We start from the raw sequence: 26,644 nt of genomic DNA, 5'->3' as shown, positions 1-26,644 counted from the left end.
GATACCGGCCTCCTCGCAGGCCGCCAACAGGTCGGCGTCGTCACGCTGGGCGGCCCAGTCCCAGGCTTTCCAGGTCGGCTTCGACCAGCCCGCGCATGCCGGCGGCAGTGCCCTGCGTGTATCCGGACTCACGGACGATGTGCCCCACCTTGGTGGCGATCACCAGGTTGGACGGGTAAGGGAACAACGTCTCGCGGATCAGGGTGTTCGCACGCACCGCACCACCGGCGCTGACGTGGAAGTCTGCGGTGTCGATGTGGTCGACACCGCAGCTCCATCGCGCGGCGCGGTACGGCACGGCCGGCCTCGGGATCACGGCCAGGGCCGAACATGCCGGCCTTCGACGGCAGGCGCATGGCGACGAGACCCATCCGGTTGACATCCAGCTCGCCGCCAAGGAGCAATCTGTTGCTCATGGACGCGAGCCTGCAACGCGTGTGCCCCTCGGGCGAGCCTGTGGCACGTTGCTGCCAAACGGCACAATGGACGTATGCCACAGGTCATGGAGCTCCGCGGTGAAGTCGAGTTCTGGGCTCGGATCAAGCCCTTGACGGAGTCGGACGACGCGGAGTGGGTCCACATCGCTCACGATCTCGACACCTGGCCCGGTGCGCGTGAGGCCGCGCGCCGACAGATGCGTCGGGGTGGAGCAGCTCGGGGACGCAAGCTGTACAGCCCTGCGGTTCTCGCCGACGAGCGCGACCGCGAGGCCCTGCGGGAGATGGCGGCCCATGGCTTCCAGGTGCGGATCTCCACCGCCCCGCTTTCGCAGGGAACCGTCATCATCGACCGGCGGACCATGATCCTCACCGCCCCGGCCCCCTCCGCCCCGGCCGCCCCCGGCCCGCGCACCTACACCATGAGTGCCTCACCGGTCCTGATCGGCGGAGCCTACGCACTGTTCGAAGCCGCCTGGGAAAGCGCCACCGACCTGACCACCATCCTCGACTCGACACGGCCCCGCATCGACGACCAGACCTCCAAGGTCCTGCGCGCCCTGGGCTCGGGCGCCACCGACGAGGCAGCCGCGCGGGAACTGGGCATGTCGCTGCGCACCTACCGCCGCCGGGTGGCGGAGCTGCTCACCAGCCTCGACGCGGCCTCCCGTTTCCAGGCCGGAGTACGCGCGGGGGAACTCGGTCTGACCCGTAGGTGATCCACACAACTGGGCTGCCACTGCGAGGCCCGCCGGCGCGGGCTTCGCCCATGCGTAGCCCGAACGAAAAGCTCGGCACCGGCGAGCGCTTCGTCCGCCGCCTCATCACCGAGCGCCGCATCCGCTACGTCAAGCTCGGCCGCCCGGTCCGCATCCCCCGAGAGCGCGGTCGCCGAGTACATCGACGCACGCACGTCCAGCCACTCCGCCGCATCCGTGCCCGCTACGGGAAGGCGGCCTGATGGCGCGACGCAAGCCGCAGCGGCGGGGCGAGTTCGGCACGGTGTGCAAGCTCGCCTCCGGCCGGTGGCAGGCCCCTACATCGGCCCCGACGGCGAGCGGTACACCACTCCGGAGACGTTCGAGACCATACGTGGCGAGCCGAGCGCCTGAAGGCGACCGGCGCCACCACGGTCGCCAAGTCGTACCGCCTGCTGAATGAGGGGCTACGCATCGACGACGGTGTCCACCTGTGGACCTTCGAAAAGGTCAAAGGCGGCGTGCACGTCCACTCCGAGGAAACCTGGACCGGCACCCAAGTCGAAGCGGACGTGCCCACCGCGACCGCCGCCCTCGGCACGGGCCTCGAAGCATGGCTGCACGACCTGAAGACCACCGCCGAAGCCCACACTCGGACGAGGTCCTGACAGGGATCCGCCTGCTGGCATTCAAGTCGGCGATGTGTCCGTTGCGACTGCAGGTCCGACGCTAAGAAGTGGCCGCGCAAAATGTTGGTGACGTATTCTTCTATGTACATCACCAACATCGTGCGGGAGGTGCCACATGTCTGTGACCCAGATCGACATCGATGACGACGCCCTGGAACGCGCCATGGCTCTGGCCAGGGTCAGGACCAAGAAGGAGGCGGTCAATCTCGCTCTGCACTTCTACGCCGAGCAGCAGGAGCGTGCGGCGCGCATCAGCCGTCATTTCGAGCGTGCGCGTGAGTGGGGTGCCGTCGAGGACGCCGAGCGCCTGCACCGTGCGGAGAAGCACAGCCGGTGATCTACTTGCTCGACACGTCCGGCCTGGTCCGGCTGCTCCGTGATTCAAGACTGCAATCGGCCTGGTACGACGCGATCGACGCCGGGGCCATCGCATCCTGCTATGTGCAACGCACCGAGTTTCTGCACAGCGCCCGGACCGGACGCGAGTACGACGAGATCGTGGAGATGTTCACCGATCTCTACCCCGACGTGTCGGTGCCGAAGAACGCGGGGCGCTGGATCGGCGGGGTGCAACACCGTATGGCCCAGGCCGGGGAGCATCGCAGTGCCTCGGCGGTGGACCTCGTGATCGCTGCCACCGCGGCCCACCACGGCTTGGCCCTCCTCCACGACGACGCCGACTACCGTGCCATCGACCGGCACGCATCGGACCTGACCGAGCACAACATCCACGACGTCTCCTGAGGCGCTTTGGCACCCCGACAGGTTCTGGTTGGGGACGTGGTGCCGGCGCGGTGTTCCACAGGACCGACAGTTGCTGCCGGAGGCGCTGGCTTCCGGTGACCAGCACGGCCGAGGTCGCCGGCGCGGGACAGTCGGCGCCTTCCCAGCTGGGGTCCTCCCCGGGGTACGCGTATCCGCTCGGCGTGGTCAGGTCGTCCCAGGCGCGCAGCAGGTCCGCCGCGTCCGGGAGATCCACCTCGGCCTCTCTCAACTCGTCCAGGTACCAGGACATCCTCCGATGACGTTTGATGCGAGCGGACGAAGGCGAAGTCCCGGAGTGAGACGCCGTCCTCCAGGCGGATGTCCTCCTGGTGCAGCCACCGTACGAGGTTGGCCGTGTCGGGTGAGGGGACCACGTCCCGTCCGGAGGAGCGCTTGGTGTAGCCGCCGGCGGTGGAGCACTCCGAGGCGCTCCGCCTCGCGGGCGAGGACGCGCTCGGCCTCCCCCACGGACATGTCGCACTCCGCGGCCAGTTCGATGGTGGCCGCCCAGGGCAGCACGGGGCGGCCGCCGGCGCCGTGGCCGAGGTAGCGCCGCAGGACGGGGAACACCTCCGGCGACACGGCAGCCCATCGGGCGGCCAGGACCGAATCGGGTACGGGGCGGCCCAGCCAGGCGAACCCGGCCATGCGGCGGTGTACTTCATCCGCGTCGAGACGCGTCGTGGTAGCCACGACCGGTACGTCCCAGGGGTGAACGGCGGGTCGCCAGTGGTGCTGGTCCTCGTGGAGGTACAGAAGCCTCAGCTCGGCGTCCGGGCAGACGTGGTCGCGGTGGTGGTCCGGGACGGCGGATGGCAGGGGGCGCCCCCAGACGGTGATGGCGAGGCGACTGTCCAGCGGATCGGGTTTGCTGCCCAGTCACCGACAACGGCCGGTCCCGCCAGCTGCGGATGGGCGATGCGCAGGCTCCGCGTCACGGACTCGGGGAAGGAGCCCATGATCGTGTCGGTCGCCGGGGAGATTGCACCGCTGTTGACCGCTGTTGTCCGCTCTGACGGGCATGCTGTCGGCACGGCTTCAAGGAACGGCCGGCAGCCCTTGCACGACAGGGTCCGTCAGCTGCTGCCGCCTGTGGTCCGATGGTGCTGAACACTTTCCGGGGACAGGCCAGCGTTTGGCCATGACGAGAACTCGCGCTCAGCTTGGCAAGCGATGGCGCTTGCCGGGTGCCAGGCAGCCGGCGTTCGGGGGTCCCGTCCCGTGGGCAACAGCGGGGGAGGGACGGGGCCGCGCGGACCGCGGCGCTGCCGGACCTGTTGCCGTCATGACGGTGTGCTCCCATTTAGCGGCTCCTGACCCGCTCCAGCGTGCGAGGGCGGGCCGTTACCGGGTCGATCGCCCGAAATGTCGAACAGGGTTCGATCCTTCGTGCGGACGACCGAAAATATGGCCAGGTCCGCCGAGCGTCAATATCTCCGCCCAAAAACGCGCCGCCGCGCCGGGCGACCGGCGAGCCGTCCGCCTCGCCCGCTGACCCGCGTTACTCAAACGTGATGGCCCGCTTCTCGCTCAACCTCTTGACCAGTGGGAACGAAGAGCGCTCCTATGACCTCCGCATCACTGACCACTTCAGGGGGTACGGCCGTGACACACCCGGCGCACAGCAGCACCTCCCTGACAGGTTGCCAGGAACACGGCCGGGCGCGTGGGCCGCACTGTGGCGGGGGTCGAACCGACCTGGACGCGGTCTTGAGCCGCCGACGATTATCAAAGGCTCTTGGTGCGGACGCCGGCACAGATAGGCGCCCGTACTCCCGGCGACGCCGCAGGTCCGGGTTCTCCCGCGTTCCGTAGCCGGTGTTCCCGGCGCCTCAGCGTGGACGGGGCGCGGTCGCGCCTCGCCTGCCCGAAGAAATCGACCGCGCCGGCCAGCGCCACCAGCACCACGACCACTCCGCCCGCCCTTACTGACCCCGCCCCGCTCGCCGATCCGGTCCTCGGGCGCCGCGCGCACCACCGGCTCCCCGTCGCCGCATCCAGCCGCTACCTGCCTCACCCCGCCCTGACCATCCTCTGACGACGCCACCTCGTATGTTCAACATTTCGAACGTTGGCCGGTCCTCAGAACGACATCATCGCCCCCACGGTTTCCGACGCAGCGTCAGGAGCCGTGTGCCACCGAGTCCAACCCCCGGGCCGGCTCAACGAAGGAGATCAAGCATGCTCAACAGAAGAAACTTCCTCACCGCGGCGGCCGGCGTGGCGGCGGCGGCCGGACTCGCTGCCTGCGCCAAGGAGGACGGCAGCACAACGGCCTCCTCCTCGGGCGGCGGCAGCAAGGCGATCACCCTCGGCTTCTCCCAGGTCGGCTCGGAGAGCGGCTGGCGCACCGCCAACAGCGACTCTGTGAAGTCGGCCGCGAAGGAAGCGGGTTACACCCTCAAGTTCTCCGACGCCCAGCAGAAGCAGGAGAACCAGATCTCCGCGATCCGCAACTACATCGCGCAGAAGGTCGACGTCATCGCCTTCTCGCCGGTGGTCGTCACCGGCTGGGACGCGGTGCTCAAGGAGGCCAAGGCCGCGAAGATCCCGGTTGTGCTCACCGACCGCTCCGTCGAGACCTCCGACGACTCCCTGTTCGTGACCCTGGTCGGCTCCGACTTCACGGACGAGGGCCGGCGTGCGGCGAAAATCCTGGAGAAGGTCCTCGAAAAGGCCGGCCACAAGGGCCCCGTGAAGATCGCACAGCTGGAGGGCACCACCGGTGCCGCCCCGGCGATCGAGCGGGCCAAGGGCTTCAAGGAGGTCATGGACGCGGACCACGCGGACGACTGGAAGATCGTCGTCAGCCAGACCGGTGACTTCACCCGCGCCGGCGGCAAGCAGGTCATGGCGGCCTTCCTGCAGTCCAACCCGGACATCGACGTGCTCTTCGCGCACAACGACGACATGGGCATCGGCGCCATCCAGGCCATCGAGGCGGCCGGCAAGAAGCCCGGCAGGGACATCCTGATCGTCACGGTCGACGGCGTGAAGGACGGCTTCGTCGCCATGTCCGAGGGCAAGATCAACGCCATCGTCGAGTGCAACCCGCTGCTCGGCCCCCAGCTGATGGATGTCGTGAAGAAGGTCCACAACGGCGAGAAGGTCGAGCGCTGGATCAAGACCAAGGAGAGCGACTTCATGCAGGACCAGGCCAAGGACGCGCTCCCCACCCGCAAGTACTGACCGACTGTCCCCACCGGCGGGGAGCCTCCGGCCGACCGGGATCCCCCGGCCGGGAGGCTCCCCGCGGAACTGAATCCATTTCATGAGGAGCGCTGCCATGGCAGAGCCGCGGCCCGTCCTGGAGATGACGGGCGTAGTCAAGGAGTTTCCGGGGGTCAGGGCTCTGTCGGGCGTCGACTTCCGGCTCTTCCCGGGCGAGATCCACGCCCTGATGGGCGAGAACGGCGCCGGAAAGTCCACGCTGATCAAGGTGCTGACGGGCGTCTACTCCCTGGACGGCGGCACGATCACCCTCGACGGCGAGCCCGTCCGGTTCGGCAGCCCACTGCAGGCGCAGCAGGCCGGCATCAGCACGGTCTACCAGGAGGTCAACCTCTGCCCCAACCTGTCGGTGGCGGAGAACATCTTCATCGGACGCGAACCCACCCGCGCCGGCCGCATCCAGTGGAAGCGGGTGCGCAAGGAGGCGGCGGAGCTGGTCGACCGGCTCGGACTCGACATCGACGTCACCGCGCCGCTGTCCTCGTACCCGCTGGCCGTGCAGCAACTGGTCGCGATCGTACGGTCGGTGGGCACCGGGGACGGTGACGCCGCGGCATCCGGCACCAAGGTGCTGGTCCTCGACGAGCCGACCTCCAGCCTCGACCGCGACGAGGTCGTCGAACTCTTCCGCCTGATGCGGCAGTTGAGGGACGAGGGGGTCGCGATCCTGTTCGTGTCGCACTTCCTCGACCAGATCTACGAGGTCTGCGACCGGATGACCATTCTGCGCAACGGCACCCTGGTCGGCGAGCACCTGGTCCGTGACCTCGACCAGGTCGGACTGATCGAGTTGATGATCGGCAAGGCCCTGGACCAGCTCGAAGAGCTGCATGAGCACCAGATGCACTCCGACGTCGGCGAGACCCTGGTCAAGGCCGACGGGCTCGGCCGCACCGGCGGGATCGCCCCCTTCGACCTGGAGATCAAGAAGGGTGAGGTGCTCGGACTCGCCGGCCTGCTGGGATCCGGCCGCACCGAGCTCGCCCGACTGCTGTTCGGAGCCGACCAGCCGGACAGCGGCAAGATGACCATCGGCGGCAAGCAGGTGTCGATGAGCGCCCCGAACGCCGCCATCGCCGCCGGGGTCGCGTTCTGCTCGGAGAACCGCAAGGCCGAAGGCCTGGTGCCCGATCTGACGGTGCGGGAGAACATCATCCTCGCCCTCCAGGCGGCCCGCGGCTGGACCAGGCCCATCCCGGCCCCCCAGCGCGACGAACTCGTCGCCAAGTACATCAAGGCGCTGGACATCCGCCCCGTCGATCCGGAGGCCCGCGTCGGGCAGCTCAGCGGCGGAAACCAGCAGAAGGTGCTGCTCGCCCGCTGGCTGATCACCCAGCCGCGGCTGCTGATCCTGGACGAGCCGACGCGCGGTATCGACATCGGCGCCAAGGCGGAGATCCAGAAACTGGTGGTCTCCCTCTCCGAGGACGGCATGTCAGTGCTGTACATCGCGGCCGAACTGGAGGAGGTCCTCCGGCTCAGCCACACCATCGGAGTGCTGCGCGACCGCAAGCTGGTGGCGCGGCTGGCCAACGGGCCGGAGACCACCACCAGCAAGATCCTCGAGACCATCGCGAGCGGAGAACACCAGTGACCACCACCTCCCGCTGGCGAGCACTGACGCATCACCACCTGTTCTGGCCGGTCGCCGTCCTGATCGCCCTGCTGCTCGTCAACGTCCCCTTCACACCCGACTTCTTCTCGATCAAGATGACGGACGGCCACCTCTACGGCAGCCTCGTCTCGATCGTGCTGTTCGGTTCGCCGCTCATCCTGGTGGCGGTCGGCATGACCCTGGTCATCGCGACCGGCGGCATCGACCTCTCCGTCGGTGCCGTGGTCGCCATCACCGGCGCCCTGACCTGTTCGTACATCAGTGACCAGGCCGACCAGAACGCCCTGTCCGCGGTGTTCCTGGCGATGGGCATCGGGCTGGTGGCCGCGGTCGTCTGTGGCCTGTGGAACGGCTTCCTGGTGGCCCGGATGGGAATCCAGCCCATCATCGCGACCCTCATCATCATGGTCGCGGGCCGAGGTGTCGCGCAGCTGATCACCGATGGCCAGATCATCACCATCAACAGCGAGCCGTACAAGCTGATCGGCGGCGGCTACTGGCTGACCCTGCCCTTCTCCATCTTCGTGGTGGCCGCCGTCGTGGCCGTCACCGTGGCGCTGACCCGCCGCACGGCGCTCGGCCTGCTGGTCGAGTCGGTCGGCGGCAACGCCGAGGCCAGCCGCCTGGTCGGCATCAGGTCCACGCGCATCAAGATCATGGTCTATATGTTCTGCGCGCTGTGCGCGGGCATCGCGGGCCTGATGATCAGCTCCAACACCTCGGCAGCGGACGGCAACAACGCCGGCCTGTGGATCGAACTGGACGCGATCCTCGCCGTGGTGATCGGCGGCACCTCGCTGCTCGGCGGCCGGTTCTCCATCGGCGGCACGGTGATCGGGGCCCTCGTCATCCAGACCCTGACCACCACGATCTACACCATCGGCGTGCCGACCCAGACCAACCTGGTCTTCAAGGCCCTCGTCGTCATCGTCGTCTGCCTGCTGCAGGCCCCGAAGTTCCGGGCCAAGGTGTTCGGCGCGAAGGGCAGCAAGGGACCGCGCCGGGCCGCCGCCCCGGTGGAGCCCGCTCCGGCGGCCGACGCCGCCCCGAAGATGGAGGTGTCGCGATGAGCGTGACTGCCCAGACCCCCAAGGCAGCGGAGAGCGGCACCGCCTCCCGTGCCGCGCGCCTGCTCGGCGACAGGCGTCTGCCCGTCCTGGTCACGGCCGCCCTGTTCATCGCCATGTACGTCGGTGGCCTCAGCCGGTACCAGAACTACGGGTTCGCCGAACCCCAGGTGTTCCTCAACCTGTTCATCGACAACGGCTACCTGCTGGTCGCAGCCATCGGAGCCACCTTCGTCATCATGTCCGGCGGCATCGACCTGTCCGTGGGCTCGGTGATCGGCTTCACCACCATGTTCTCGGCATGGCTGGTGGAACGTCAGGGCCTGCCGCTGCTCCTGGTCGTCCCCCTCGCCCTGGCCGTGGGCGCCTTCGGTGGCTTCCTGATGGGCTATGTCATCCACAACTTCGAGATCCAGCCCTTCATCGTCACCCTCGCCGGGCTCTTCCTCTTCCGCGGACTGTGCCTGGTCATCAGCAAGGAGTCGATCTCCATCAGCGACGCCTCGGTGGACACCCTGGCCCAGACGCGGGTGTCGCTGGGCGTAGGGGAACTGTCGATCGGCGCCCTCGTGGCCCTGGCCGTCCTCGGTGCGGCCTGCTACCTGCTCCACTACACACGCTTCGGACGCCGTGTGTACGCCATCGGCGGCAACGAGCAGTCGGCTCTGCTCATGGGTCTTCCGCTGGGCGGTACGAAGATCGCCGTGTACACGGTGAGCGGCCTCTGCTCGGCCCTGGCGGGCCTGCTGTTCATGCTGTACATCCAGTCGGGCGACCCGCTGCACGCCGTCGGCATGGAACTCGACGCCATCGCCGCCGTGGTCATCGGCGGCACCCTGCTGACCGGCGGTTCCGGCTATGTGCTGGGCACACTCTTCGGTGTGCTGGTGCTCGGCCTGATCAAGACCGTCATCACGTTCGAGGGGACGCTCAGCTCCTGGTGGACGAAGATCGCCACGGGTGTGCTGCTGTGCGCCTTCATCCTGATCCAACGGACCATGACGTCACGTCAGAAGGCCTGACCGGCAATTCTGTGATCACTCGCCGTTGGCACCACAATGGGCCCAGGTCTCTGACCTGGGCCTTCTTCATGGAGCGGGACCTGCGGCGGAACAGTGTCGGCGCCCGATGACCGCGGACTTCGTTCCCCGGTGTTCACCGTGGCTCCTCGCCCCTGACTACCGCTTCAGGAGTTCGCTTCCGCCTCCGCGCGGTTGCGATACACCGAACTGGTGACCAACGCCAGTCTCTACGGGCGGGCCGGTGATCCCTGGGTGCCGCGCGTTGAGTGGTATTGCGAGGAAACCTCGCTGCGGGTCGAAGTGCACAATCCGCGGTTCCCGGCGAGCGTGCGGCTGCGGAGGCCCGAAGCCAATGATGCCCACGGGCGCGGGCTGCGCCGACGACGAGCGGCGGCGCGAGCTGGCGGCCGGGCTCGACGACCCCCGGGTCCCGGACCTGGGGGTTTCACATGGAGCGGGTGACGAGAATCGAACTCGCCTCGACTTCTGTCGTTCGGCTGCGCCATCGGACTCGTGGGAGCTGTCCCGGACAGCGCCCCGGCGGAAGCGGTACGAATGACCTTGGAGGTGTAATCGGCAACCACTCACCGCGGTGCCATCGCAAGGTCTGGGCTGCGCTCTCTTGGCGGCTCGAATCTCCGGCGGATGGTCGGTGATGGTCTGTGCGTAATTTCCAACCGCTCCGCAGGCGGTCCGCGGTCTCGCCGGGTGAAAGGGAGGAACCCCGGCCGACGCGCGGCTGGGGTTCCTCAAGGCGGTGGGTCGGTCAGCGGGTGGGTTCGCCCACGTCGTGGACAACTCGTCTACGCGTCGGCGGGTAGTCCCGCATCGCGAACACCGTGAAGGGGGCGGGTCAGCGCTGCAGGGTGAGCAGGGCCGGCCGGTACGGCAGCAACAGGTAGTCGGTGCCGTCCGAGGAGGGGTTCCTGCCCTGGTAGAGGAACTGCAGGTTGCAGGGGTCGATGGTCTTGGTCTGGTCGGGGTTGTTGCGGACCAGGTCACCGTGGCTGATGTCGTTGGTCCAGGTCTGGTTGGTGTTGACCTTGCCTGCGAAGGGGTTGCTCTCGGTGCCGGCCTGCTCGGTCCACGTACCGTTCAGGCTGGTGGCGGTGAACGAGCGGAAGTAGCGCCCGTTCGTGCCCTTCGCTTCGACGATCATGAGGTACTGGTTCTGACCCTGGACCTTGTAGACCTCCGGGGCCTCGAACAGGCGGTCCTCGGTGTCGCTCATGACCGTCGTGTACGACGAGCCGAAGCTGCTCGGGAAGTTCCCGAGCGGCATGGTCGACTTGAAGATGCCGCCCTTGTCATTGGCGAAGAACAGGTACATGTTCTGGTCGTCGGCGATCAGGGTCGGGTCGATCGGGCCGCCTACGGGGAGGCTGCCGGTGAACAGCGGCTGCGGCGCGGACCAGCTGTTGGGGTTGGTCGGGTCGGTGGACGTGCGGTAGGTGAAAGCCCAGCCTGTGTCCCACCCGTTCGCGGCCAGCACCCAGATGTTCTTGGTCGCCAAGTAGAACAGCGTGGGCGCAATGGGGGCCCCGCTCACTGCGGTCTGGGGGGCCGTCGCCATGTCCGACCAGTTGGTGAAGGGACGGAACCCCGTCGCGCGCCACCCGGATGCGCTCGCGGTGGTCGCGTAGACCAGGTTCTGGCCGTTGTACTTCACGGCGGTGAAGTCCTTCAACGAGGCCGCCCCGTTCGCCGGCTCCGCCAGCGGACCCGTCGAGGTCCACCGGTACGTCGACGGAAGGGCACACGCGTTCGGCGTCCCGGAGAGACCCGTCCACTTCTGGTTGTTGCCGCCGTTGCAGTTCCACAGCTGCACCGCCGTGCCGTTGGCCGTGGCGCCGCCGCTGACGTCCAGACACAGCCCGGACTCCACGGCGACGATCGTGCCGTCGGCGTTCACCCGCCACTGCTGGTTCGTACCGCCGTTGCAGGACCAGATCACCGGCCGGGTACCGGCCGTGGTCGCGTGGCCCGGAACGTCCAGGCACTTGTTGCCGTACACGGTGAGCTGGTTGTTGTCCGTCAGCGTCCACTGCTGGTTGGTCCCGCCGTGGCAGTCCCAGATCTGCAGGTTCGTGCCGTCGCTCTGGTTGGCGCCCGGCACATCGAGACACCGGCCGGAACCGACACCGCGCACGGCGCTGGTGGTGGCCGCCTGAGCCGGGGTGGCGACGAGCGTCGCCGCCAGGGCGACCAGGGCGGCGACGGTGGCGGCGAGCACCGCAGACGGGTGTCTGCGGCTGAAGCTACGTCTGTGCATGCGAACCTCGTCATCCTTTGAGCTAGCCGCTCCGGTAGGTCCCACCAGAGGTTGTCCGGAAGTCAGCGGGGTGCGCCTTACGTGTTCGTTATCTCGAACAAGGGTCGGAGTGTCGATCAGCTGGATCCTAGGGTTCCGGTGAACCGCGTCAATACCTCGCGCAAAGTTCGCGAGCCGAATTCGCGGATTGAACCAGGCGGGTTCGGGTTCCGTGGTTGTACGGGGCTTTTTGGCGTGAAGGGCAGGTAGCAGTGCGGGCAGGGGCTTGGTGATCATTACGGGTGTCCTGCGCCTGACGATCGGTGAACCTCGGTCCCGCCCGCCGCGGTCCCATGTGTCGAAGCGCTTCACCTGACGACTCAAGTCAATGAGAACTCTGTGGCGAAACAAGAGGCATGAAGGCAACGTTGCCTTGCTTCCCCCGGGCATTGACACCACATCCAGAGCAATGGGAGCGTCGAAGCGCTCCACAACCCGGGTGCCGCTTCCTCCTCTTGAGGATCTTCGTACGTCCTCGACCACAGCAACCACCGTGCCTGCCACTCCGGTTCGGCGGGCCGGCCGGGAGCATCTCCCCGGCCGCGCCGGATTCCAGAAAGGACAGCGTCATGTCCCGGAAGTCCAGGAAGAGAAGCGTCAGAGATGTACTGGTAGCCCTGCTGACGGGGATTGCGCCGCTGATCGCGGCGCTCGTACTGACCGGCGCCTCGGCCACCACCGCGTCGGCCGCGTCACTGACCGAGGTGACCAACTTCGGCAGCAACCCCGGAAACCTGCGGATGTACGTCTACAGGCCCGACAGCGCTCCGGCACGTCCGGCGGTGGTGGTGGCAGTGCATTACTGCACCGGCACGGGGCCCACGTTCTACGCCAACACGGAGTTCGCCCGCCTGGCCGACCAGCACGGGTTCATCGTCGTCTACCCGGACGCGAACGTCAGCGGGCAGTGCTTCGACGTCTCCTCGCCCCAGGCGCTCAAGCATGACGGGGGCAGTGACCCCACGAGCATCGCCCAGATGGTCCGGTACACCCTGCAGAACATGAACGCCGACCCCAGCCGGGTCTACGTCACCGGCGCCTCGTCCGGCGCGATGACGACCAATGTCATGCTCGGCGCGTACCCCGACCTGTTCAAGGCCGGCGCGGCGTTCATGGGTGTGCCGTTCGGCTGCTTCGCCACCACCAACGGCTCCGGCTGGAACACCGACTGCGCCACGGGCAAGATCACCAAGACCCCGCAGGAGTGGGGCGACCTCGTCCGCAACGCCTACCCCGGGTACACCGGCCCCCGGCCGCGGATGCAGCTGTGGCACGGTACCGAGGACGAAGCGCTGTACTACGCGAACTTCGGTGAAGAGATCAAGCAGTGGACCAATGTGCTCGGGGTGAGCCAGACCCCGGTCTTCACCGACTCCCCGCAGTCCAACTGGACCCGCACCCGCTACGGCTCCACCGGCGCGCAGGCACCGGTCGAGGCGAACAGCTTCCAGGGTGTCGGGCACTCCCTGCCCGAAAGCGGCATGGCGGCCCGGGCCATCACCTTCTTCGGACTCGACGGATCCGGCGGGACCACCACAGGTCCGGTCCGCGCCACCGGTTCGGGCAAGTGCCTGGACGTGCCCGGCTTTTCGCAGACCAATGGCACCCAGACGCAGATCTGGGACTGCAACGGCGGCACGAACCAGACCTGGACCCGCACGTCGGCCAAGCAGCTCACCGTCTACGGCGGTGCGAAGTGCCTCGACGCGACCGGCACCGCGGCCGGCGCCAAAGTTGCGGTATGGGACTGCAACGGCGGCACCAACCAGCAGTGGAACATCAACTCCAACGGCACCATCACCGGCGTCCAGTCCGGCCTGTGCCTGGATGTGACCGGTGCCTCCACCGCCAGCGGCGCACTGGTCCAACTGTGGGACTGCAACGGCGGCAGCAACCAGCGGTGGGACCTCGGCTGACACCACCGCCCAGGACCCGGCGACACAGCCGAGCCGCACTGCGGCGGGGGCCCGTCGGCCACCCCGCACGTCCCTGCCATCCCCCACCCGTCGGCTCCTTGAAGGCTGGAGATGTCATGCAGTTGTCACGCCGTGGTGTTCTGATCCTGGCCGCCGCCGGCACCGCCGCCGGAGGCCTTCCCGCGGTCTCGGCCCGGGCCGCCGAGGCCGAGACAGCCGACGGAACGGACGCCTCCACGCGCACCGAGCGCGTGTATCTGTCCGGAGAGGACGCCGACCACCCGGTCGACTGGGACTTCCTGTGCACCAGCGGGCGGCGCAGCGGCAGCTGGGGCAGCATCCCGGTTCCGTCCAACTGGGAGTTCCACGGATACGGCACGTACAACTACGGGTGGAATCTGCGCCCGGAGGAGAAGGGCCGCTACCGGCACACCTTCACGCCCCCCGCCCACTGGCGTGACAGACGCGTCTTCCTCGTCTTCGAAGGGTCGATGACCGAGACCGAGGCGTGGATCAACGGCGAGCCGGCCGGGCCCGTCCACCGCGGCGGCTTCTACCGGTTCCGGCACGAGGTGACCGGAAAGCTGCGTCCGGGCCAGGACAACCTCTTGGAGGTGACGGTCAGCAAGGAGTCCACCGACGACTCCGTCAACCGGGCCGAACGCCTGGGCGACTACTGGAACTTCGGCGGCATCTACCGCCCCGTCCACCTGGAGGCGTTCCCGCTCCAGCACATCGAGCGCATCGCCGTCGACGCCCGCGCCGACGGCACGCTGCGGATCGACGCCCATCTGTCGGGTACCGGCTCCGCCGACCGTCTCGTCGCCCGGGTCACCGACCTCTCCGGGCGCCCGGTCGGCTCCCCGTTCACCGCGGCCGTCGCTCCCGGCGACACGACGGTGACCCTCAGGACCGCTGTCGACTCCCCCCGGCAGTGGACGGCGGAGACCCCGCACCTCTACCGCGTCGAGGTCGCGCTCCGCGCCGGCGACCGCCGTACCGTCCATCGCGTCGAGGAGAGATTCGGCTTCCGCACCGTCGAGGTGCGCCCCGGTGACGGCGTGTACGTCAACGGCGTCAAGATCCTCCTCAAGGGAGCCAACCGGCACACCATCTGGCCCACGTCCGGCCGGGCGACCAGCGCGCGCATCAGCCGCAAGGACATCCTTCTGATGCGGGAGATGAACATGAACGCGGTCCGGATGTCCCACTACCCGCCGGACCCGCACTTCCTCGACCTCGCCGACGAACTCGGGCTGTACGTGCTCGACGAACTGGCCGGCTGGCAGAAGTCCTACGCCGAGGAGGCGGGCAGACCCCTCGTCGCCTCGATGGTCACCCGCGATGTCAACCACCCGTCGATCCTTTTCTGGTGCAACGGCAACGAAGGCGGCTGGAACACCGCCCTCGACGACGACTACGCCCGCCACGACCCCCAGCAGCGCGCCGTTCTCCACCCCTGGGCGAACTTCGGCGGCATCAACACCGACCACTACGAGACGTACGACAGCACACGCCGCATCCTCCAGGAACAGGGCGACGTCTTCATGCCCACCGAGTTCCTCCACGGCCTCTACGACGGCGGCGCCGGCGCGGGGCTCGACGACTACTGGAAGCTGATGGGCCGTGAACGGCTCTGTGCCGGAGGCTTCCTGTGGTCACTGATCGACGAGGGCATCGTGCGGGACGACCTCGGCGGCGCCATCGATGTGGCGGGCAACGCCGCACCCGACGGCATCCTCGGCCCCTTCCGCGAGAAGGAGGCCAGCTTCTACACGATCAAGGACATCTGGTCTCCCGTACAACTCGCGGAGCCGGAGCGGTTCATGTCCGCCCTGCCGGACGACTTCGACGGCCGGATCGCCCTCACCAACCACTACGCCTTCACCAACACCCGCACGTGCCGGTTCACTTGGCGACTCCTGGACTTCCGCACCCCGTCGCAGCGGCGGGACGGCCACACGGTGCGCGCCCAAGGCACCGCCTCCGCTCCGGACATCGAGCCCGGCGCGGAAGGAGTGCTGCGCCTGCCCCTGCCGTCCGGCCGGCGACGCGCCGACGCCCTGGCGCTCACCGTCACCGACGCCGACGGCCGCGAGATCCGCCGCTGGACATGGACCATCGCCTCCGCCGCCGACCAGGCCCGACGGCTGGTACGGACGGGCCCGGGACCGGCCGTACGCGGCCGGCTCGCGGACGACAGGCTCACCCTCGTATCCCGCCACACCACGGTCACGCTCGACGCCACGACGGGCATGCTGGCCGGTGTCACCCACCGAGGGAGGGACTTCGCGCTGTCCCGCGGCCCGCTGCCCACCACCGGAACGGCCGATCTCACCCGCCTGACGCACGGGCCCGACGGCAACGGCTACACGGTGCGGGCCGAGTACTCCGGCGTCCTGCGCCACGTCCGGTGGCATCTGCACCCCAGCGGCTGGCTGCAGTTGGGCTACCGCTACCACCTCACCGGCGAGCACGACCTCTTCGGCATCGGCTTCGACCATCCCGAATCGCAGGTGACCGGCGTGACATGGCTCGGCCACGGACCGCACAGGGTGTGGAAGAACCGGCTGCGCGGCGTCGCGACGGACGTCTGGACGAAGCAGTACAACGACACCGCGACCGGTGCCGACGGCTGGGTGTACCCGGAGTTCAAGGGCTACCACGCGAGCGTCCGCTGGGCGTCCCTGCACACCACCGCCGGACGCATCACCATGGTCTCCGAGGACGAGAACCTCTACCTGCGCCTCTTCACACCCCGGTTCGGACCCGACCCCCGCCATACCGCGCCGCCCTTCCCGAAGGGAGACCTGTCGTTCCTCGACGCCATCCCGGCCATCGGCACCAAGTTCGACGCACCGTCCGCGCTCGGCCCCAGCGGCGGCCCCACCACGGCGACGGGCGACTACGCTCGAACCCTGTACTTCTCGTTCTCCCAGTAGCGCCTCCACCCCCTCGCCGACGCCGCACCATGCGGCCGGGCGCCCTGCCGACCGGCGCTTCCCACAGGTGCTCGACCCCACCTTCCCGAGGCGCGCGCCTGACCCCTCGACCGTGACGGCCAGTGCCGATGTGGGTGGAGGCGGCGATGTGGAGTGTTCGGGATGGGAGCGGAGCGCCGTGTGCCTCGCGCGAGGGTCCGTCGGCGGTGTGTTCCCTCGTTGCGACGGTCCCCGCCTTCGCGAGGCCCTCGGTGATGGCGGGGCCGCAGGCGGTTGTGGCTGCGGCCCCGCGCGGGCGCCTGTGTCAGGACGGGTCGCCGTACTGCAGGCCGCGTCCGTTGGTGCCGATGTAGACGCGGCCGTAGGTGTCGGGGTCGCCGGTGATGACGCCGCTGCCGCCGATGTTGCCCCACTGGTGGGCGTCGTCGTTGACGCGGAGCCAGGTGGCGCCCTTGTCGGTGGAGCGGAAGACTCCGGTGACGTCCTTGACCGTACCGATCATGTACAGGGCCTGGTAGGAGGTGCCCGGCTTGGCCTTGCCGAAGCCGAGGGCGGAGGCGGACTTCACCGAGTTGAGCGTGGTGAAGGTGCGGCCGCCGTCGGTGGAGTGCAGCAGCCCCTTGTCACCGCCGGCGATCCACAGGTCCCCGGCGATGCCGGGGACGGCCGTGAGCCGGCCGCTGGGCAGGTTGCCGGCGCGGGCGGTGAAGGTCGCGCCGCCGTCGGTGCTGGCGTAGAGCGTGCCGCCGGACAGCGAGTAGAAGGTCTTGGCCGAGGAGCGGTCGGCGACGACTGCGGCGTCGTTGCCCAGGCCGTTGACCCTCGACCAGCTCGCCCCGTTGTCGGTCGAGCGGTACGGGGCCTGACCGGCCTGGGTCCAGACGATGGTGGAGCCGTCCGCCGCGAGCGCGATACGGCCGTCCTGGGCACCGGCCACCGGCTCTGCCTTGAAGCCGGTCCAGCTGCTGCCGCCGTCGGTGGAGTAGGCGCCGTCCTGCGCGCCGCCACGGCCGACGCGGACCATCATCGAGGGCTTGGACTGGGCGAAGTCGATATCGGTGCTGTTGGCCATCTTCGGGTTGCCCAGCCGCCCGGAGGGCACCTTGGTCAGGTCGTCGTGCCGGAAGCCGCCCTGGTCGCCCATGGAGGTGATGACGGTGGCGCCGCCGGGAGGGGCGATCGCGTCCAGCAGCGCGGTCTCCTCCAGCCCTCGGGCACCCATGCTCCAGTGGCTGGTGCCGCCGCTGTCGGAGGCGTTGGCGTCGGTGCTGCGCAGGATGCCGTTGCCGGTGCCGTAGAGCACGTGCCCGGAGTTGAAGGGGTCGATGGCCAGGGCGGTCATCCAGTGCCCGGTGTGGGTGCCGACGTAAGGAGCGGCGGCGGCGCTGCGCTTCGACTTGTCGGCCAGTGCCTTCCAGGTCGTACCGCCGTCCGTGGTCCGGTAGATCTCGTCCTCGGGCCACCAGCGGCCCAGGGTGGTGACCATCACCGTGGACGGCTTGCGCGGGTCGACGGCCAGACCGGAGAAGCCGTAACTGCCCTGGGAGGGGGAGATGTTCTTCCATGCCCCGCTGCCCGGCGTGTACTTCCACACCGAACCCGCCGTCACGCCGTTGGGCCCGAGGTTGTCGGTGTACGTCAGGTACAGCGAGCCGTCACCGGAGAGCACGCCGTGCTGCGGCAGCTGGCCGGTGGGCTGCCCGGAGACGGCCCGCCAGCTGCTGCCGCCGTCGGTCGAGCGGTACAGGGAGGTGGACTTGTCACCGACGCCTACGTAGATCGTCTTGCTGCCGGCCGGGCCGTACGTCACGAAGGAGATGCCGCCGCCGCTGCTCGCCCCGTTCTTGACGGGGAACGAGGAGACCTGGCTCCATGTGACGCCGTGGTCGCTGCTGCGCCACAGGCCGTTCTTGCGGGTGCCCAGAAGCAGGTTGGCGTTGTTAGCGGGGTCGACCACCAGCCGCTCCCCCGCCCCGCGGCCGTCCTCGTTGGCGCCCAGCTTGAAGGGCAGGTTGGTGCGCTTGAAGGTGCGGCCCTTGTCGGTGGAGCGCAGGATCGCGCCGTTGCCCGCCCAGTCGTTGGTGTAGGTGCCCGCCGCGAGGTAGAGCCGCTTGGGGTCGACGGGGTCGGTGGCCACCGCGTCGATGCCCAGCAGGTTCCAGTCCTTCTCACTGACCCAGTCGGTCAGCGGGATCCACTGCTCGGCCGCGGCGTCCCAGCGGTAGGCGCCGCCCATGTCGGTACGTGCGTACAGCAGACCCTTCTCCCGCTGGTTGAACACCAGCCCGGTGACATAACCACCGCCCACCACCTGGGCGTTCTTCCACACATACGGACCAGTCGCGGCCGTGGTCCGCGCCGTGCCCGCCCCGGCCGCCTGGGTCTCGCCCACCTTCACCAGCTTCCACTCCTGGTTGGCGCTGCCTGTGGCGGGATACTGGATGACTGCCGCGCCGTCGGCCTTGGAGCCCTTGGAGACGTCCAGGACCTGGCCGCTCCTGCGCGAGGTGAAGGTGACGGCGTCGGAACCGCTCACATCGCTGATCTTCCACTCCTGGGAGGTGGAGGAACTGTCGGTCTGCTGCTCCGTGGCGGCCGCCCGGGCGGCCGAATTCCCCGCTATGCCCAGCACTTTGCCGCTGTTGCGGTTCACCAGCTCGTAGTAGCCGTCCCCGGTGGGCTTGAGCTTCCACTGCTGGTTGGCGGTGTTCTGGTCGGTGTATTGCTGGATACGGGTGCCGTCGGCGGTGGAGAAGCTGCTGACGTCCAGCACCTTGCCGCTGCGCACGGAGACCAGCCGGTAGTAGGCGTTGGCGTCGACCGTCGCGGCCTGCGATTCCTCCTGTGCGAACAGGAAGTACGGCACGACGATGGCGGGCACGCCGACCACCAGGCCGGTGGCGGTCCAGCGACGGCGGTGACGCCCGCGGCGCCCGCCGTTCGTGGGGTTGTTCATGGGGGTGAAGTTCTCCTTGCGTGTCACCGTGGATCGGGCAGGTCAGCGCTTCAGGGTGAGGACACCCGGCCGGTACGGCAGCTTCACGTAGTCGGTGCCGTCCGAGGAGGGGTTCCTGCCCTGGTAGAGGAACTGCAGGTTGCAGGGGTCGATGGTCATGCTCTGGTCGGGGTTGTTGCGGACCAGGTCACCGTGGCTGATGTCGTTGGTCCAGGTGGCACCACTGTTGGCCCTGCCCGCGAAGGGGTTGGACTCGGTGGCGGCCTGCGGGGTCCACGGGCCGTTCAGGCTGGAGGCCGTGAACGAGCGGAAGTAGCGCCCGCGCGCACCCATCGCCTCGACGATCATGAGGTACTGGTTCTGGCCCTGGACCTTGTAGACCTCCGGCGCCTCGAACAGCTTCTCCTTCGTGTCGCTCATGACCGTGGTGTTCTCCGGGGTGATCATGTTGAACTCCCGGTCGGCGATCGCGGTGTACGCCGAGTCGCCGAGCCTGCCGGCGGCCACAGCGGTGCCGAAGTACCTGCCCGAGGGGGCCGCCTCCGTACCCAGTGACGCGGCTCCGGCGGAGTTCGGGAGGATCGTCACGACACCGGCGACCACCGCCGCGGCCGAGAGTCCTATCGCCCATGTCCGGCGACGCCGGCCGAGCCGGTGCAGGCCCTTCATGATTCTCCGCGGGGGCCGCGGGGCACCCTGGGTGCCGTGATCGTGCGCGCATCGGCCGCTGCGGCCTGATCCACCGCGGCGTGGGTGCGGTGCAGGACGTGGGGCCGTTCCCGCGTACCGGTCGCCCGGGGTTCGTGGGTGTGTCGCGTCATTGCAGGGGCTTTCTTCAGGGGATACGTCAACGGTGGAAGTCGGGGAACCTCCCACGCCGGCACGTCATGGTGAGCGGCGGGAAGAGCACCCCACTAAAGGGAGGCCCCCGAACTCGCGCTCTCGTAACGGAAAAGTCGCGCCGTCCGGACAATCGCTCAGTGATGTATCTCGCGGGCAAGAAGCGTTATGCCGAGCCCCGCGGTCTGGTCGTCCCTGCTGCAAGGGCATGCCGCACTCGACTCGGTCCCCCATGCTCAAGCAGCGGTTCTCAAGCCCAGGCCCTGCGCATGGTGAAGGAAGCCTGGCCGGCGAAGGCCCGAGTGCCGTCGGAGCCGTCTAGCCAGATGCCACCGTCGCGGTGGCGGATGACCGATCCGGGATAGTTGTGCGCGTGCAGCGTCACCGACCCGGCGACCGCCCCGGGGCGCGCGCAGAAGGTGGCGTCTTCGCGGAACAGTTCGCTGCCGTCGTTGGTGCTCAGCCGTAGCCGCAGGTCACGATGGCGCAGATAGCGGCCGTCGGCGGCGCGGAAGGTGACGCACCGTGTGTCGGCCAGCCCCCGGACAACCGTGAAGGTGACCCGCTGCCGTGCCTGGGTGCTGCTGGACGAGGAGACCCGGCCGAGCGTCGCGAAGTCGCCGGCATACGTGAGGTACAGGGCGGGCTGATCCACGGACTCCAGCGAATGCGCGCCCAGCGGAACAGCGTGGGCGGTGGCGGACGGACTCGCCGGGGACGGCCCGGCCGAGGTGGTGGTGCGCGACGGGGGCGGCGTGGGGTGGCCGGCCGTGGGAGCGGCGGTGACGCCGGGCACCCGAGGCGCCGGTTCGGGCCAGGCCACGTAGGTGGCGCCGCCCGCGATGAGCACTGCGCCGGTGGTGAGGCCCGCCAGCGGATGCGCGGTCACCGCATAGAGTTTGCCGATCAGCGAGGTATGCAGGCTGCCCGCCTTCGTCGCCGCGCCGACGTGTGCCGTGGCCAGCCCGGCGGTGCTCGCGGCCGTACCCGACAGCAGGCCCTTGGCGGCCAGCGCGGCGATGAGTCCGGCAGGGACGGCCAGCGGCGCGAGGCTGAGGAGCAGTCGTTCGGCCGGAACCCGTTCTGCCGTCGTCGCCATGCAGAGCGGGCAGTCGCGGGTGTGCCGCGCGATCCGCTTGCGCCACACCGATGTACGCAGACCGTCCCACTCGAGGACGGTCTCGTCCAACTGCGGACAGCGCGGGTCGGCTTCCAGCGCGGCGACGATCGTCCGGCTCACTTCCAGCTGCTCGCGCATGCGCTGCAGACGGACTCCGACGTGGGCGACCGTGAGCCCCGTCGCGGCGGCGATGTCGGCACGGCTCAGCGAGCCGGCGCATTCCTGCCACCACAGCGACAGCAGCACCCGATGATCCGGGTCGAGCCACCGGCCGGCTTCGACAGCCTGACGGCGCTCGTCCGACACATGCAGACGCAGGATCGTCACGTCCTCGGGTTCGGCGCGGAGATCCGGTATCCGGCGCGCCTCGTCGATGACCGTGGTCCGGTCGGCGAAGGTGCGTTGCCGGTGCCAGTGGGTATTGATCTGGCGGAGCGTGATCGACACCAGCCACGACCGGAAGCTCTCCGGGGCACGCAGAGCAGGCAGGTCGCGCACCACGCGCAACAGCGTTTCCTGGACCACGTCATCGACGTCGGCATGACCGTTCAGCGCTCGCCCGACGATGTTGTAGAGCAGCGGCAGGTACGCGGCGATCAGCTCCTCGCGCGCCCGATCGTCACCGGCCTGCGCCGCGACGACCAGCCCCGCGTGGTCCCCATTCATGAACTCCACTCCACTTCCCTCTGAGGAGCGATCCGCCGAGTACGGCGCCTCCCCCTAGCGTCGGCAAGATATGCGGCCAAAGCCTGCGCCTCGGGTCGACGGGCCGGCCCGTGCCGGCTTGCAGGGCCTGGTACGGCGGGTGCCGTCGGGTAGCCGGCGGCCGACTCGTGGACGGCCCGTTCAAGACCGACGATCTCGGAGGCAGTTGATCGCGTACCTGCATTCATGGACGGTTGACTGAGGTTGTTGCGGCCGAGCAGGGTGTCGGGGCGGGTGCCGAAATCTCGGATACCGGACGACCGCCGCGCCCTCGGCCGTGGAGCTTCCGGAGATGTCCAGGACGTGGCCGCTCCCGCGGGGAGGTCAAGGTGACGGCGTCCGAGCCGCTCACCTCGCTGATCCGCCACTCCTGCGAGGTGGAGGAGCTGTCGGTCCGCTGGTTGGCGGTGTTCTGGTCGGTCCACTGCTGGATACGGGTGCCGTCGGCGGTGGAGAAGCCGTTGACGTCCAGCACCTTGCCGCTGCGCATGGAAACCAGCCGGTACGGTACGACGACGGCGGGCACGCCGACCAGCAGACCGGTGGCGGTCCAGCGACGGCGATGACGCCCGCGGCGCCCGCCGTTCGTGGGGTTGTCCATGGGGGTGAGGTTCTCCTTGCATGCTGTCACCGGAGGAAGCCGGATCGCGGCCGCCGGAACTGGCCGGATCCGCTCCCTTGTCGTCACAGACTCCTCACAGGGTTGCCTTGAGCCGGGACCTTTTTCGGGTCCCTCGTGGTGAGGTGCACGTTGATCAGCGTCCTACGGTCGTGTGGCGTGAGGACCGCGTCCGGTTCTGTTCCCGGGAGACCTCCCAGGTGCTGGGCAAGGTGTTCGCTGCCCTCCGCACCGAGGGGACGCGTCCTGCCGACGTGGCCGGCGAGCTTCATCTCCGACCTGCCGATCTCAACGACCTGATCTTTGGGCTCGTTGTCACCACGCAGGAGGGGGTGGGCAACGGGACGGCGGTGGGCACAACCGGCCGCAGCTGTCTGTGGTCCGCTGACATGTCGTCCTCGACGCGCACGCCTCATCGTGAACTGCCGCTTGCGTAAGCGAGCTTGACCTCGACATAGGGCACGCGAAGGGCACGGAGCCCTCAAGGTGGTCTAGACAATAAACAAACCCCAGGCCGCTGACCTGCGCTGATTCGTCGTGCTGGCACCAGCGTCCCTCCGCACGGGTTGTGGATGGGACGTCGCGACAGCCGACCACCGGAACCTCAAGCATCACTTGACGTGTACGGCGCGCCTGGCGGTGCGCCAGCCGTCATCGGTACGCCGCAGTTCGTCCGCGTGGACGGCGCTGATGAAGGAGCCGCTGTCCACGACGCCCAAGCCCTTGGACCGGACACGGAACTTGTCGCCCGGACCTTCCGACACGACGACGTCAGTCGTGTGATGAACTCGCGCGGGTCTGTCGGCGCTCAGGACGCAGGGGGTCGCGTCCGACCGGGCCGAAGCCGAAAGCGCCTGCGTCCCATACCGGGCCTCGGGGAGACGCAACTCCCTGGAGGGCGAGAACTCGGGAGGCCGTGTGCTGTGACCTTGGTTTGCCTTGCCCACCTCGGCCGAGGGCCGTCGAAGGTCGGCTGGGCGGTCACGGGGGGCTGGTGAGCAGCCAGACACCAGGACAAATAGCGCATATCACGCCTATTCTGGAGATGTTTCCGTGCTCTGACATTGCGGGAGGCGCCATGACATTCGTCCAGGTCATCGACTGCAAGACCAGCAGGATCGATGAGTTGAACAGGCTGATGGACAGCTGGGTGGAAGCGACGCAGGGCAAACGGACAGCCACCCATTCGATCGTCGGCCGGGACCGCACCGACTCCTCGCACGTTGTGGAGATCGTGGAGTTCCCCTCGTACGAGGAGGCGATGAAGAACTCACGGCTGCCGGAGACGGACCAGATCTTCCAGGAGCTGGTGGCGGCCTGCGACCAGGAGCCCACGTTCACGGACCTCGACGTTCTCCGGGACGAGCAGTTGAACAAGATCGTGGTCCGCAACTTCTTCGAGGAAGTGGCCAACAAGAGGAACTTCGACGCGGAGGACACGCTCTGCACACCCGACTACCAGGAGCACGACCCCACCCTGCCGACGGGCGTCGTCGGGCTCGCGGAGTCCAAGGCGGCGAACCGGAAGCTTCACGAGGCACTTGAACCGGTGGTCACGATCGAGAGCCTGCTCGCGGAGGGTGACCTGGTGAGCGCGCGGTTCTCCTTCAAGGGCCGTCATACGGGTGAGTTCCTGGGCGTGGAAGCCACGGGTCGGGAGTTCTCAGCCACTGGTCACGCGACGTTCCGCTGCCAGGGAGGCAGGATCGCGGAAAGCTGGTGGAACACCGATGACCTCGGTTTGCTGCGGCAACTGGGCGTCATCGAAGCCTGAGATCCCCACCAGGGCGCATGCGCGCTGCGGCGAGCCCAGCACCGGGGCCGCTGATCTGCCACCGTCCAAAGCGGTGCCGAAAATGGAACCCACGCGCATCCCGGCTTGGGGGCCGCTGAGGCCGCGGCCCGACGACTGAGGAACATCAGGGAGCGCGGAGGAGCGCGGGACCGCGCCGCCCGCTCACGTACGGCGCTGCCGGAGAGGGCCCGCGACTGAGAAACCGGTCCGCTCAGCGGAATGAGAAGGCCCTCCGACGGCCTAGGAGGAGTGGTGGTCCGCGGCCGGTACGGCCATGGTCGAGAGGAGACCCTTCCCCGAGAACGGAGCGATGCCTTGCAGCAAGCGGAACGGATCTCGCCTCAGGTCATGGAGTCGCTCTCCACGCCCGAGCGGGTGGAGACACATCTGGGCACTCTGGAATTCCCGCTGGGCATGCCCACCGACGAGACCGCCGACCGCGTCTACGACCATCTGGACCGTCTGCACGCCGTGCGGGGGTTCCTCGACGCCTACTCCGGTGTCAGCCTGTGGGCGGCGCGCAAGGGTTTCCTGGAGGCGGGGATCAGGGACCACGACGTCCTGCTCTTCTCGGAGTTCATGGATCCCGAGGCGCTCGTGCTGACGGGGAACGCGGACACCGTCTACTTCCTGACGTTCCTCGACCTGACCGAGGGTCCGCTGGTGGTGGACGTGCCGCCCCTCTCCCTCTGTTTCCTCAATGACATGTGGTTCCGCTGGGTCGCGGATCCCGGTATGGCCGGGCCGGACCGCGGGGCCGGCGGCAAGTACCTCTTCGTGCCGCCCGGTTATGAGGGCCCTCTTCCGGAAGGCGGCTACTTCACACTGAGGACCCGCACCACGCGGCTCATCCTGGGCGGACGGGCGTTCCTGGAGAACGACGACCCGAAGCCGACGGTCGAGCGCATCAAGGAGGGGCTGCGCATCCACCGCTATGTCCCCGGGTACTACGGAACGAGCATCGGGGAGATCGTCACGGGGGGCACGGCCCCCCCGTTGCCCTGGACCGCTCAGACGTGGACCGCCGCGCTCCGCAGGCCCGACCCGCCGCGGTTCGTCGAGGGCAGCGGGCGCGCCGTGAACACGGTTCCCCCCGCGGACGCGACCTACTTCGACCTCGCCAGTGAGCTCGTGCACGATCAGCCGGCCGAGGCACTCGATCCCGAGATCGCCGGTGCTCTGGCCGCGATCGGGATCGCCAAGGGCCGGCCCTTCGAGCCGGACCCACGGATGCGGAAGATCCTCACCGAGGCGGCCGCGGTGGGGAACGCGACGGCCCGTACCCTCGCCTGCCGCCCGCGCCCGGAAGAGGGAGCGCACTACTACGGCGCGTCCTCCCGGTGGGTCAACGGCCTGCTCGCCTCCGGCTACGACTTCACGACCCCGCCCGCGGACATCACCGACCGGGGTGTCGAGCCCCGTCCGAGCGACGGCGCCCGCATGCTCAACCTGCGGAGCTGGTGGTGGTACCTGGGCGTGGGCATCAGCCCGGCGTTCACCGCACCGCTGGCCGGTATCGGCTCGCAGTACCTGTTCGCGTTCGCGGACCGGCAGGACCGGGCCCTCGACGGGGGCCGGCACTACCGTCTGGTCCTGCCGCCGGACATCCCAGCCGCCCGTTTCTGGTCGGTGACCGTCTACGACAACCAGACCCGCTCCATGCTCTCCACGCCGCAGCGCTACCCCCGGGCCGGCAGCCAGGGCTACCCGACCCCGGCGGCGGTCGCCGACGCGGACGGCGCGACGACGGTGCACTTCGGTCCGGACCGGCCCGACGGCGTACCGGAGGGCAACTGGATCCAGACCACGCCGGGCCGCGGGTGGTTCGTGGTCCTGCGGCTGTACAGCCCCCTGCGGCCGTTCTTCGACAAGTCCTGGCGGCCGGGCGAGATCGAGGCGGTGGATTGACCTCGCCC

At 68.6% G+C, this 26,644-nt stretch carries 19 protein-coding genes and 3 pseudogenes; 15 read left to right on the top strand and 7 right to left on the bottom strand.

The window, feature by feature from the left end; translation table 11 throughout:
- Nucleotides 1–40 precede the first annotated feature (40 nt).
- On the bottom strand, nt 41–316 hold the full coding sequence (locus tag ACFZDA_RS25640; RefSeq protein WP_391085842.1) for a hypothetical protein: 276 nt from the start codon (nt 314–316) through the stop codon (nt 41–43).
- Between the two features lie 174 nt (nt 317–490).
- Between ACFZDA_RS25640 and ACFZDA_RS25635 the strand changes: the two genes are divergently transcribed.
- The 10 genes and pseudogenes from ACFZDA_RS25635 to ACFZDA_RS25590 form a co-directional block, all read left to right on the top strand.
- Nucleotides 491–1,156, top strand: coding sequence for a DNA-binding response regulator (locus ACFZDA_RS25635; protein ID WP_391085840.1), 666 nt, complete (start codon nt 491–493; stop codon nt 1,154–1,156).
- Between the two features lie 50 nt (nt 1,157–1,206).
- Nucleotides 1,207–1,398 (top strand): annotated as a pseudogene (locus tag ACFZDA_RS25630) (helix-turn-helix domain-containing protein).
- 258 nt (nt 1,399–1,656) lie between these two features.
- Nucleotides 1,657–1,803 carry a hypothetical protein gene (locus ACFZDA_RS25625; protein WP_391085838.1) on the top strand — a complete coding sequence of 49 codons (147 nt, stop codon included), beginning with the start codon at nt 1,657–1,659 and terminating at the stop codon, nt 1,801–1,803.
- Between the two features lie 136 nt (nt 1,804–1,939).
- A complete protein-coding gene (locus ACFZDA_RS25620; RefSeq protein WP_037887321.1) occupies nt 1,940–2,161 on the top strand; it encodes a type II toxin-antitoxin system VapB family antitoxin in 222 nt (73 codons plus the stop codon).
- Nucleotides 2,158–2,568, top strand: coding sequence for a PIN domain-containing protein (locus ACFZDA_RS25615; RefSeq protein WP_391085836.1), 411 nt, complete (start codon nt 2,158–2,160; stop codon nt 2,566–2,568). The genes ACFZDA_RS25620 and ACFZDA_RS25615 overlap by 4 nt, the downstream gene beginning before the upstream one ends.
- A 2,202-nt stretch (nt 2,569–4,770) precedes the next feature.
- Nucleotides 4,771–5,778: a substrate-binding domain-containing protein gene (locus ACFZDA_RS25610; protein ID WP_391085834.1), complete on the top strand. Its 1,008-nt coding sequence runs from the start codon at nt 4,771–4,773 to the stop codon at nt 5,776–5,778.
- A 97-nt stretch (nt 5,779–5,875) separates the two neighbouring features.
- Complete coding sequence (locus tag ACFZDA_RS25605; RefSeq protein WP_391085831.1) at nt 5,876–7,414, top strand: ATP-binding cassette domain-containing protein; 1,539 nt, start codon at nt 5,876–5,878, stop codon at nt 7,412–7,414.
- Complete coding sequence (locus ACFZDA_RS25600; RefSeq protein ID WP_391085829.1) at nt 7,411–8,505, top strand: ABC transporter permease; 1,095 nt, start codon at nt 7,411–7,413, stop codon at nt 8,503–8,505. The genes ACFZDA_RS25605 and ACFZDA_RS25600 overlap by 4 nt, the downstream gene beginning before the upstream one ends.
- Entirely contained in the window at nt 8,502–9,524 is a 1,023-nt protein-coding gene (yjfF, locus tag ACFZDA_RS25595) for a galactofuranose ABC transporter, permease protein YjfF (protein WP_391085827.1), read from the top strand. The genes ACFZDA_RS25600 and yjfF overlap by 4 nt, the downstream gene beginning before the upstream one ends.
- A 192-nt stretch (nt 9,525–9,716) precedes the next feature.
- Nucleotides 9,717–9,899 (top strand): annotated as a pseudogene (locus ACFZDA_RS25590) (ATP-binding protein); the annotation flags it as partial.
- A gap of 478 nt (nt 9,900–10,377) precedes the next feature.
- Here the strand turns inward: ACFZDA_RS25590 and ACFZDA_RS25585 are convergent.
- A complete protein-coding gene (locus ACFZDA_RS25585) occupies nt 10,378–11,796 on the bottom strand; it encodes a non-reducing end alpha-L-arabinofuranosidase family hydrolase (RefSeq protein WP_391085825.1) in 1,419 nt (472 codons plus the stop codon).
- A 608-nt stretch (nt 11,797–12,404) separates the two neighbouring features.
- Here ACFZDA_RS25585 and ACFZDA_RS25580 point away from each other — a divergent pair.
- A complete protein-coding gene (locus tag ACFZDA_RS25580) occupies nt 12,405–13,751 on the top strand; it encodes a PHB depolymerase family esterase (protein WP_391085823.1) in 1,347 nt (448 codons plus the stop codon).
- Between the two features lie 116 nt (nt 13,752–13,867).
- On the top strand, nt 13,868–16,693 hold the full coding sequence (locus ACFZDA_RS25575; RefSeq protein WP_391085821.1) for a glycoside hydrolase family 2 TIM barrel-domain containing protein: 2,826 nt from the start codon (nt 13,868–13,870) through the stop codon (nt 16,691–16,693).
- A 304-nt stretch (nt 16,694–16,997) separates the two neighbouring features.
- Here the strand turns inward: ACFZDA_RS25575 and ACFZDA_RS25570 are convergent, their stop codons facing one another.
- The 4 genes and pseudogenes from ACFZDA_RS25570 to ACFZDA_RS25555 form a co-directional block, all read right to left on the bottom strand.
- The gene (locus ACFZDA_RS25570; protein ID WP_391085819.1) at nt 16,998–19,649 is read right to left on the bottom strand and encodes an RICIN domain-containing protein; all 2,652 of its coding nucleotides are present in this window, start codon (nt 19,647–19,649) and stop codon (nt 16,998–17,000) included.
- Between the two features lie 42 nt (nt 19,650–19,691).
- Complete coding sequence (locus ACFZDA_RS25565) at nt 19,692–20,318, bottom strand: non-reducing end alpha-L-arabinofuranosidase family hydrolase (RefSeq protein WP_391085816.1); 627 nt, start codon at nt 20,316–20,318, stop codon at nt 19,692–19,694.
- A 421-nt stretch (nt 20,319–20,739) separates the two neighbouring features.
- The gene (locus ACFZDA_RS25560; RefSeq protein ID WP_391086490.1) at nt 20,740–22,275 is read right to left on the bottom strand and encodes a sigma-70 family RNA polymerase sigma factor; all 1,536 of its coding nucleotides are present in this window, start codon (nt 22,273–22,275) and stop codon (nt 20,740–20,742) included.
- 285 nt (nt 22,276–22,560) lie between these two features.
- Nucleotides 22,561–22,915 (bottom strand): annotated as a pseudogene (locus tag ACFZDA_RS25555) (RICIN domain-containing protein); the annotation flags it as partial.
- A gap of 218 nt (nt 22,916–23,133) precedes the next feature.
- Here ACFZDA_RS25555 and ACFZDA_RS25550 point away from each other — a divergent pair.
- A complete protein-coding gene (locus tag ACFZDA_RS25550) occupies nt 23,134–23,370 on the top strand; it encodes a hypothetical protein (RefSeq protein WP_391085814.1) in 237 nt (78 codons plus the stop codon).
- A gap of 174 nt (nt 23,371–23,544) precedes the next feature.
- Here the strand turns inward: ACFZDA_RS25550 and ACFZDA_RS25545 are convergent, their stop codons facing one another.
- Nucleotides 23,545–23,697, bottom strand: a complete 153-nt coding sequence (locus ACFZDA_RS25545) for a hypothetical protein (RefSeq protein WP_391085812.1) — start codon at nt 23,695–23,697, stop codon at nt 23,545–23,547.
- Nucleotides 23,698–24,011: 314 nt separating this feature from the next.
- Between ACFZDA_RS25545 and ACFZDA_RS25540 the strand changes: the two genes are divergently transcribed.
- Both ACFZDA_RS25540 and ACFZDA_RS25535 read left to right on the top strand, forming a co-directional pair.
- Nucleotides 24,012–24,707: an ester cyclase gene (locus ACFZDA_RS25540; protein WP_391085810.1), complete on the top strand. Its 696-nt coding sequence runs from the start codon at nt 24,012–24,014 to the stop codon at nt 24,705–24,707.
- 336 nt (nt 24,708–25,043) lie between these two features.
- Nucleotides 25,044–26,636 (top strand): DUF1214 domain-containing protein, encoded by a 1,593-nt coding sequence (locus ACFZDA_RS25535; protein WP_391085807.1) that lies wholly within the window; start codon nt 25,044–25,046, stop codon nt 26,634–26,636.
- Nucleotides 26,637–26,644 lie beyond the last annotated feature (8 nt).

It is taken from the genome of Streptomyces sp. NPDC007991 (genome assembly GCF_042958445.1).
GTDB lineage: Bacteria > Actinomycetota > Actinomycetes > Streptomycetales > Streptomycetaceae > Streptomyces.
Note: the sequence above shows the minus strand (reverse complement) of the source record. Positions and strands in the feature narration are given on the sequence as shown.

Coding starts and splice junctions, on each gene's coding strand:
- ACFZDA_RS25635 (WP_391085840.1), top strand. CDS start 491: ATGCCACAGGTCATGGAGCTCCGCGGTGAAGTCGAGTTCTGGGCTCGG.
- ACFZDA_RS25620 (WP_037887321.1), top strand. CDS start 1,940: ATGTCTGTGACCCAGATCGACATCGATGACGACGCCCTGGAACGCGCC.
- ACFZDA_RS25610 (WP_391085834.1), top strand. CDS start 4,771: ATGCTCAACAGAAGAAACTTCCTCACCGCGGCGGCCGGCGTGGCGGCG.
- ACFZDA_RS25605 (WP_391085831.1), top strand. CDS start 5,876: ATGGCAGAGCCGCGGCCCGTCCTGGAGATGACGGGCGTAGTCAAGGAG.
- yjfF (WP_391085827.1), top strand. CDS start 8,502: ATGAGCGTGACTGCCCAGACCCCCAAGGCAGCGGAGAGCGGCACCGCC.
- ACFZDA_RS25585 (WP_391085825.1), bottom strand. CDS start 11,796: ATGCACAGACGTAGCTTCAGCCGCAGACACCCGTCTGCGGTGCTCGCC.
- ACFZDA_RS25580 (WP_391085823.1), top strand. CDS start 12,405: ATGTCCCGGAAGTCCAGGAAGAGAAGCGTCAGAGATGTACTGGTAGCC.
- ACFZDA_RS25575 (WP_391085821.1), top strand. CDS start 13,868: ATGCAGTTGTCACGCCGTGGTGTTCTGATCCTGGCCGCCGCCGGCACC.
- ACFZDA_RS25570 (WP_391085819.1), bottom strand. CDS start 19,649: ATGAACAACCCCACGAACGGCGGGCGCCGCGGGCGTCACCGCCGTCGC.
- ACFZDA_RS25565 (WP_391085816.1), bottom strand. CDS start 20,318: ATGAAGGGCCTGCACCGGCTCGGCCGGCGTCGCCGGACATGGGCGATA.
- ACFZDA_RS25560 (WP_391086490.1), bottom strand. CDS start 22,275: ATGAATGGGGACCACGCGGGGCTGGTCGTCGCGGCGCAGGCCGGTGAC.
- ACFZDA_RS25540 (WP_391085810.1), top strand. CDS start 24,012: ATGACATTCGTCCAGGTCATCGACTGCAAGACCAGCAGGATCGATGAG.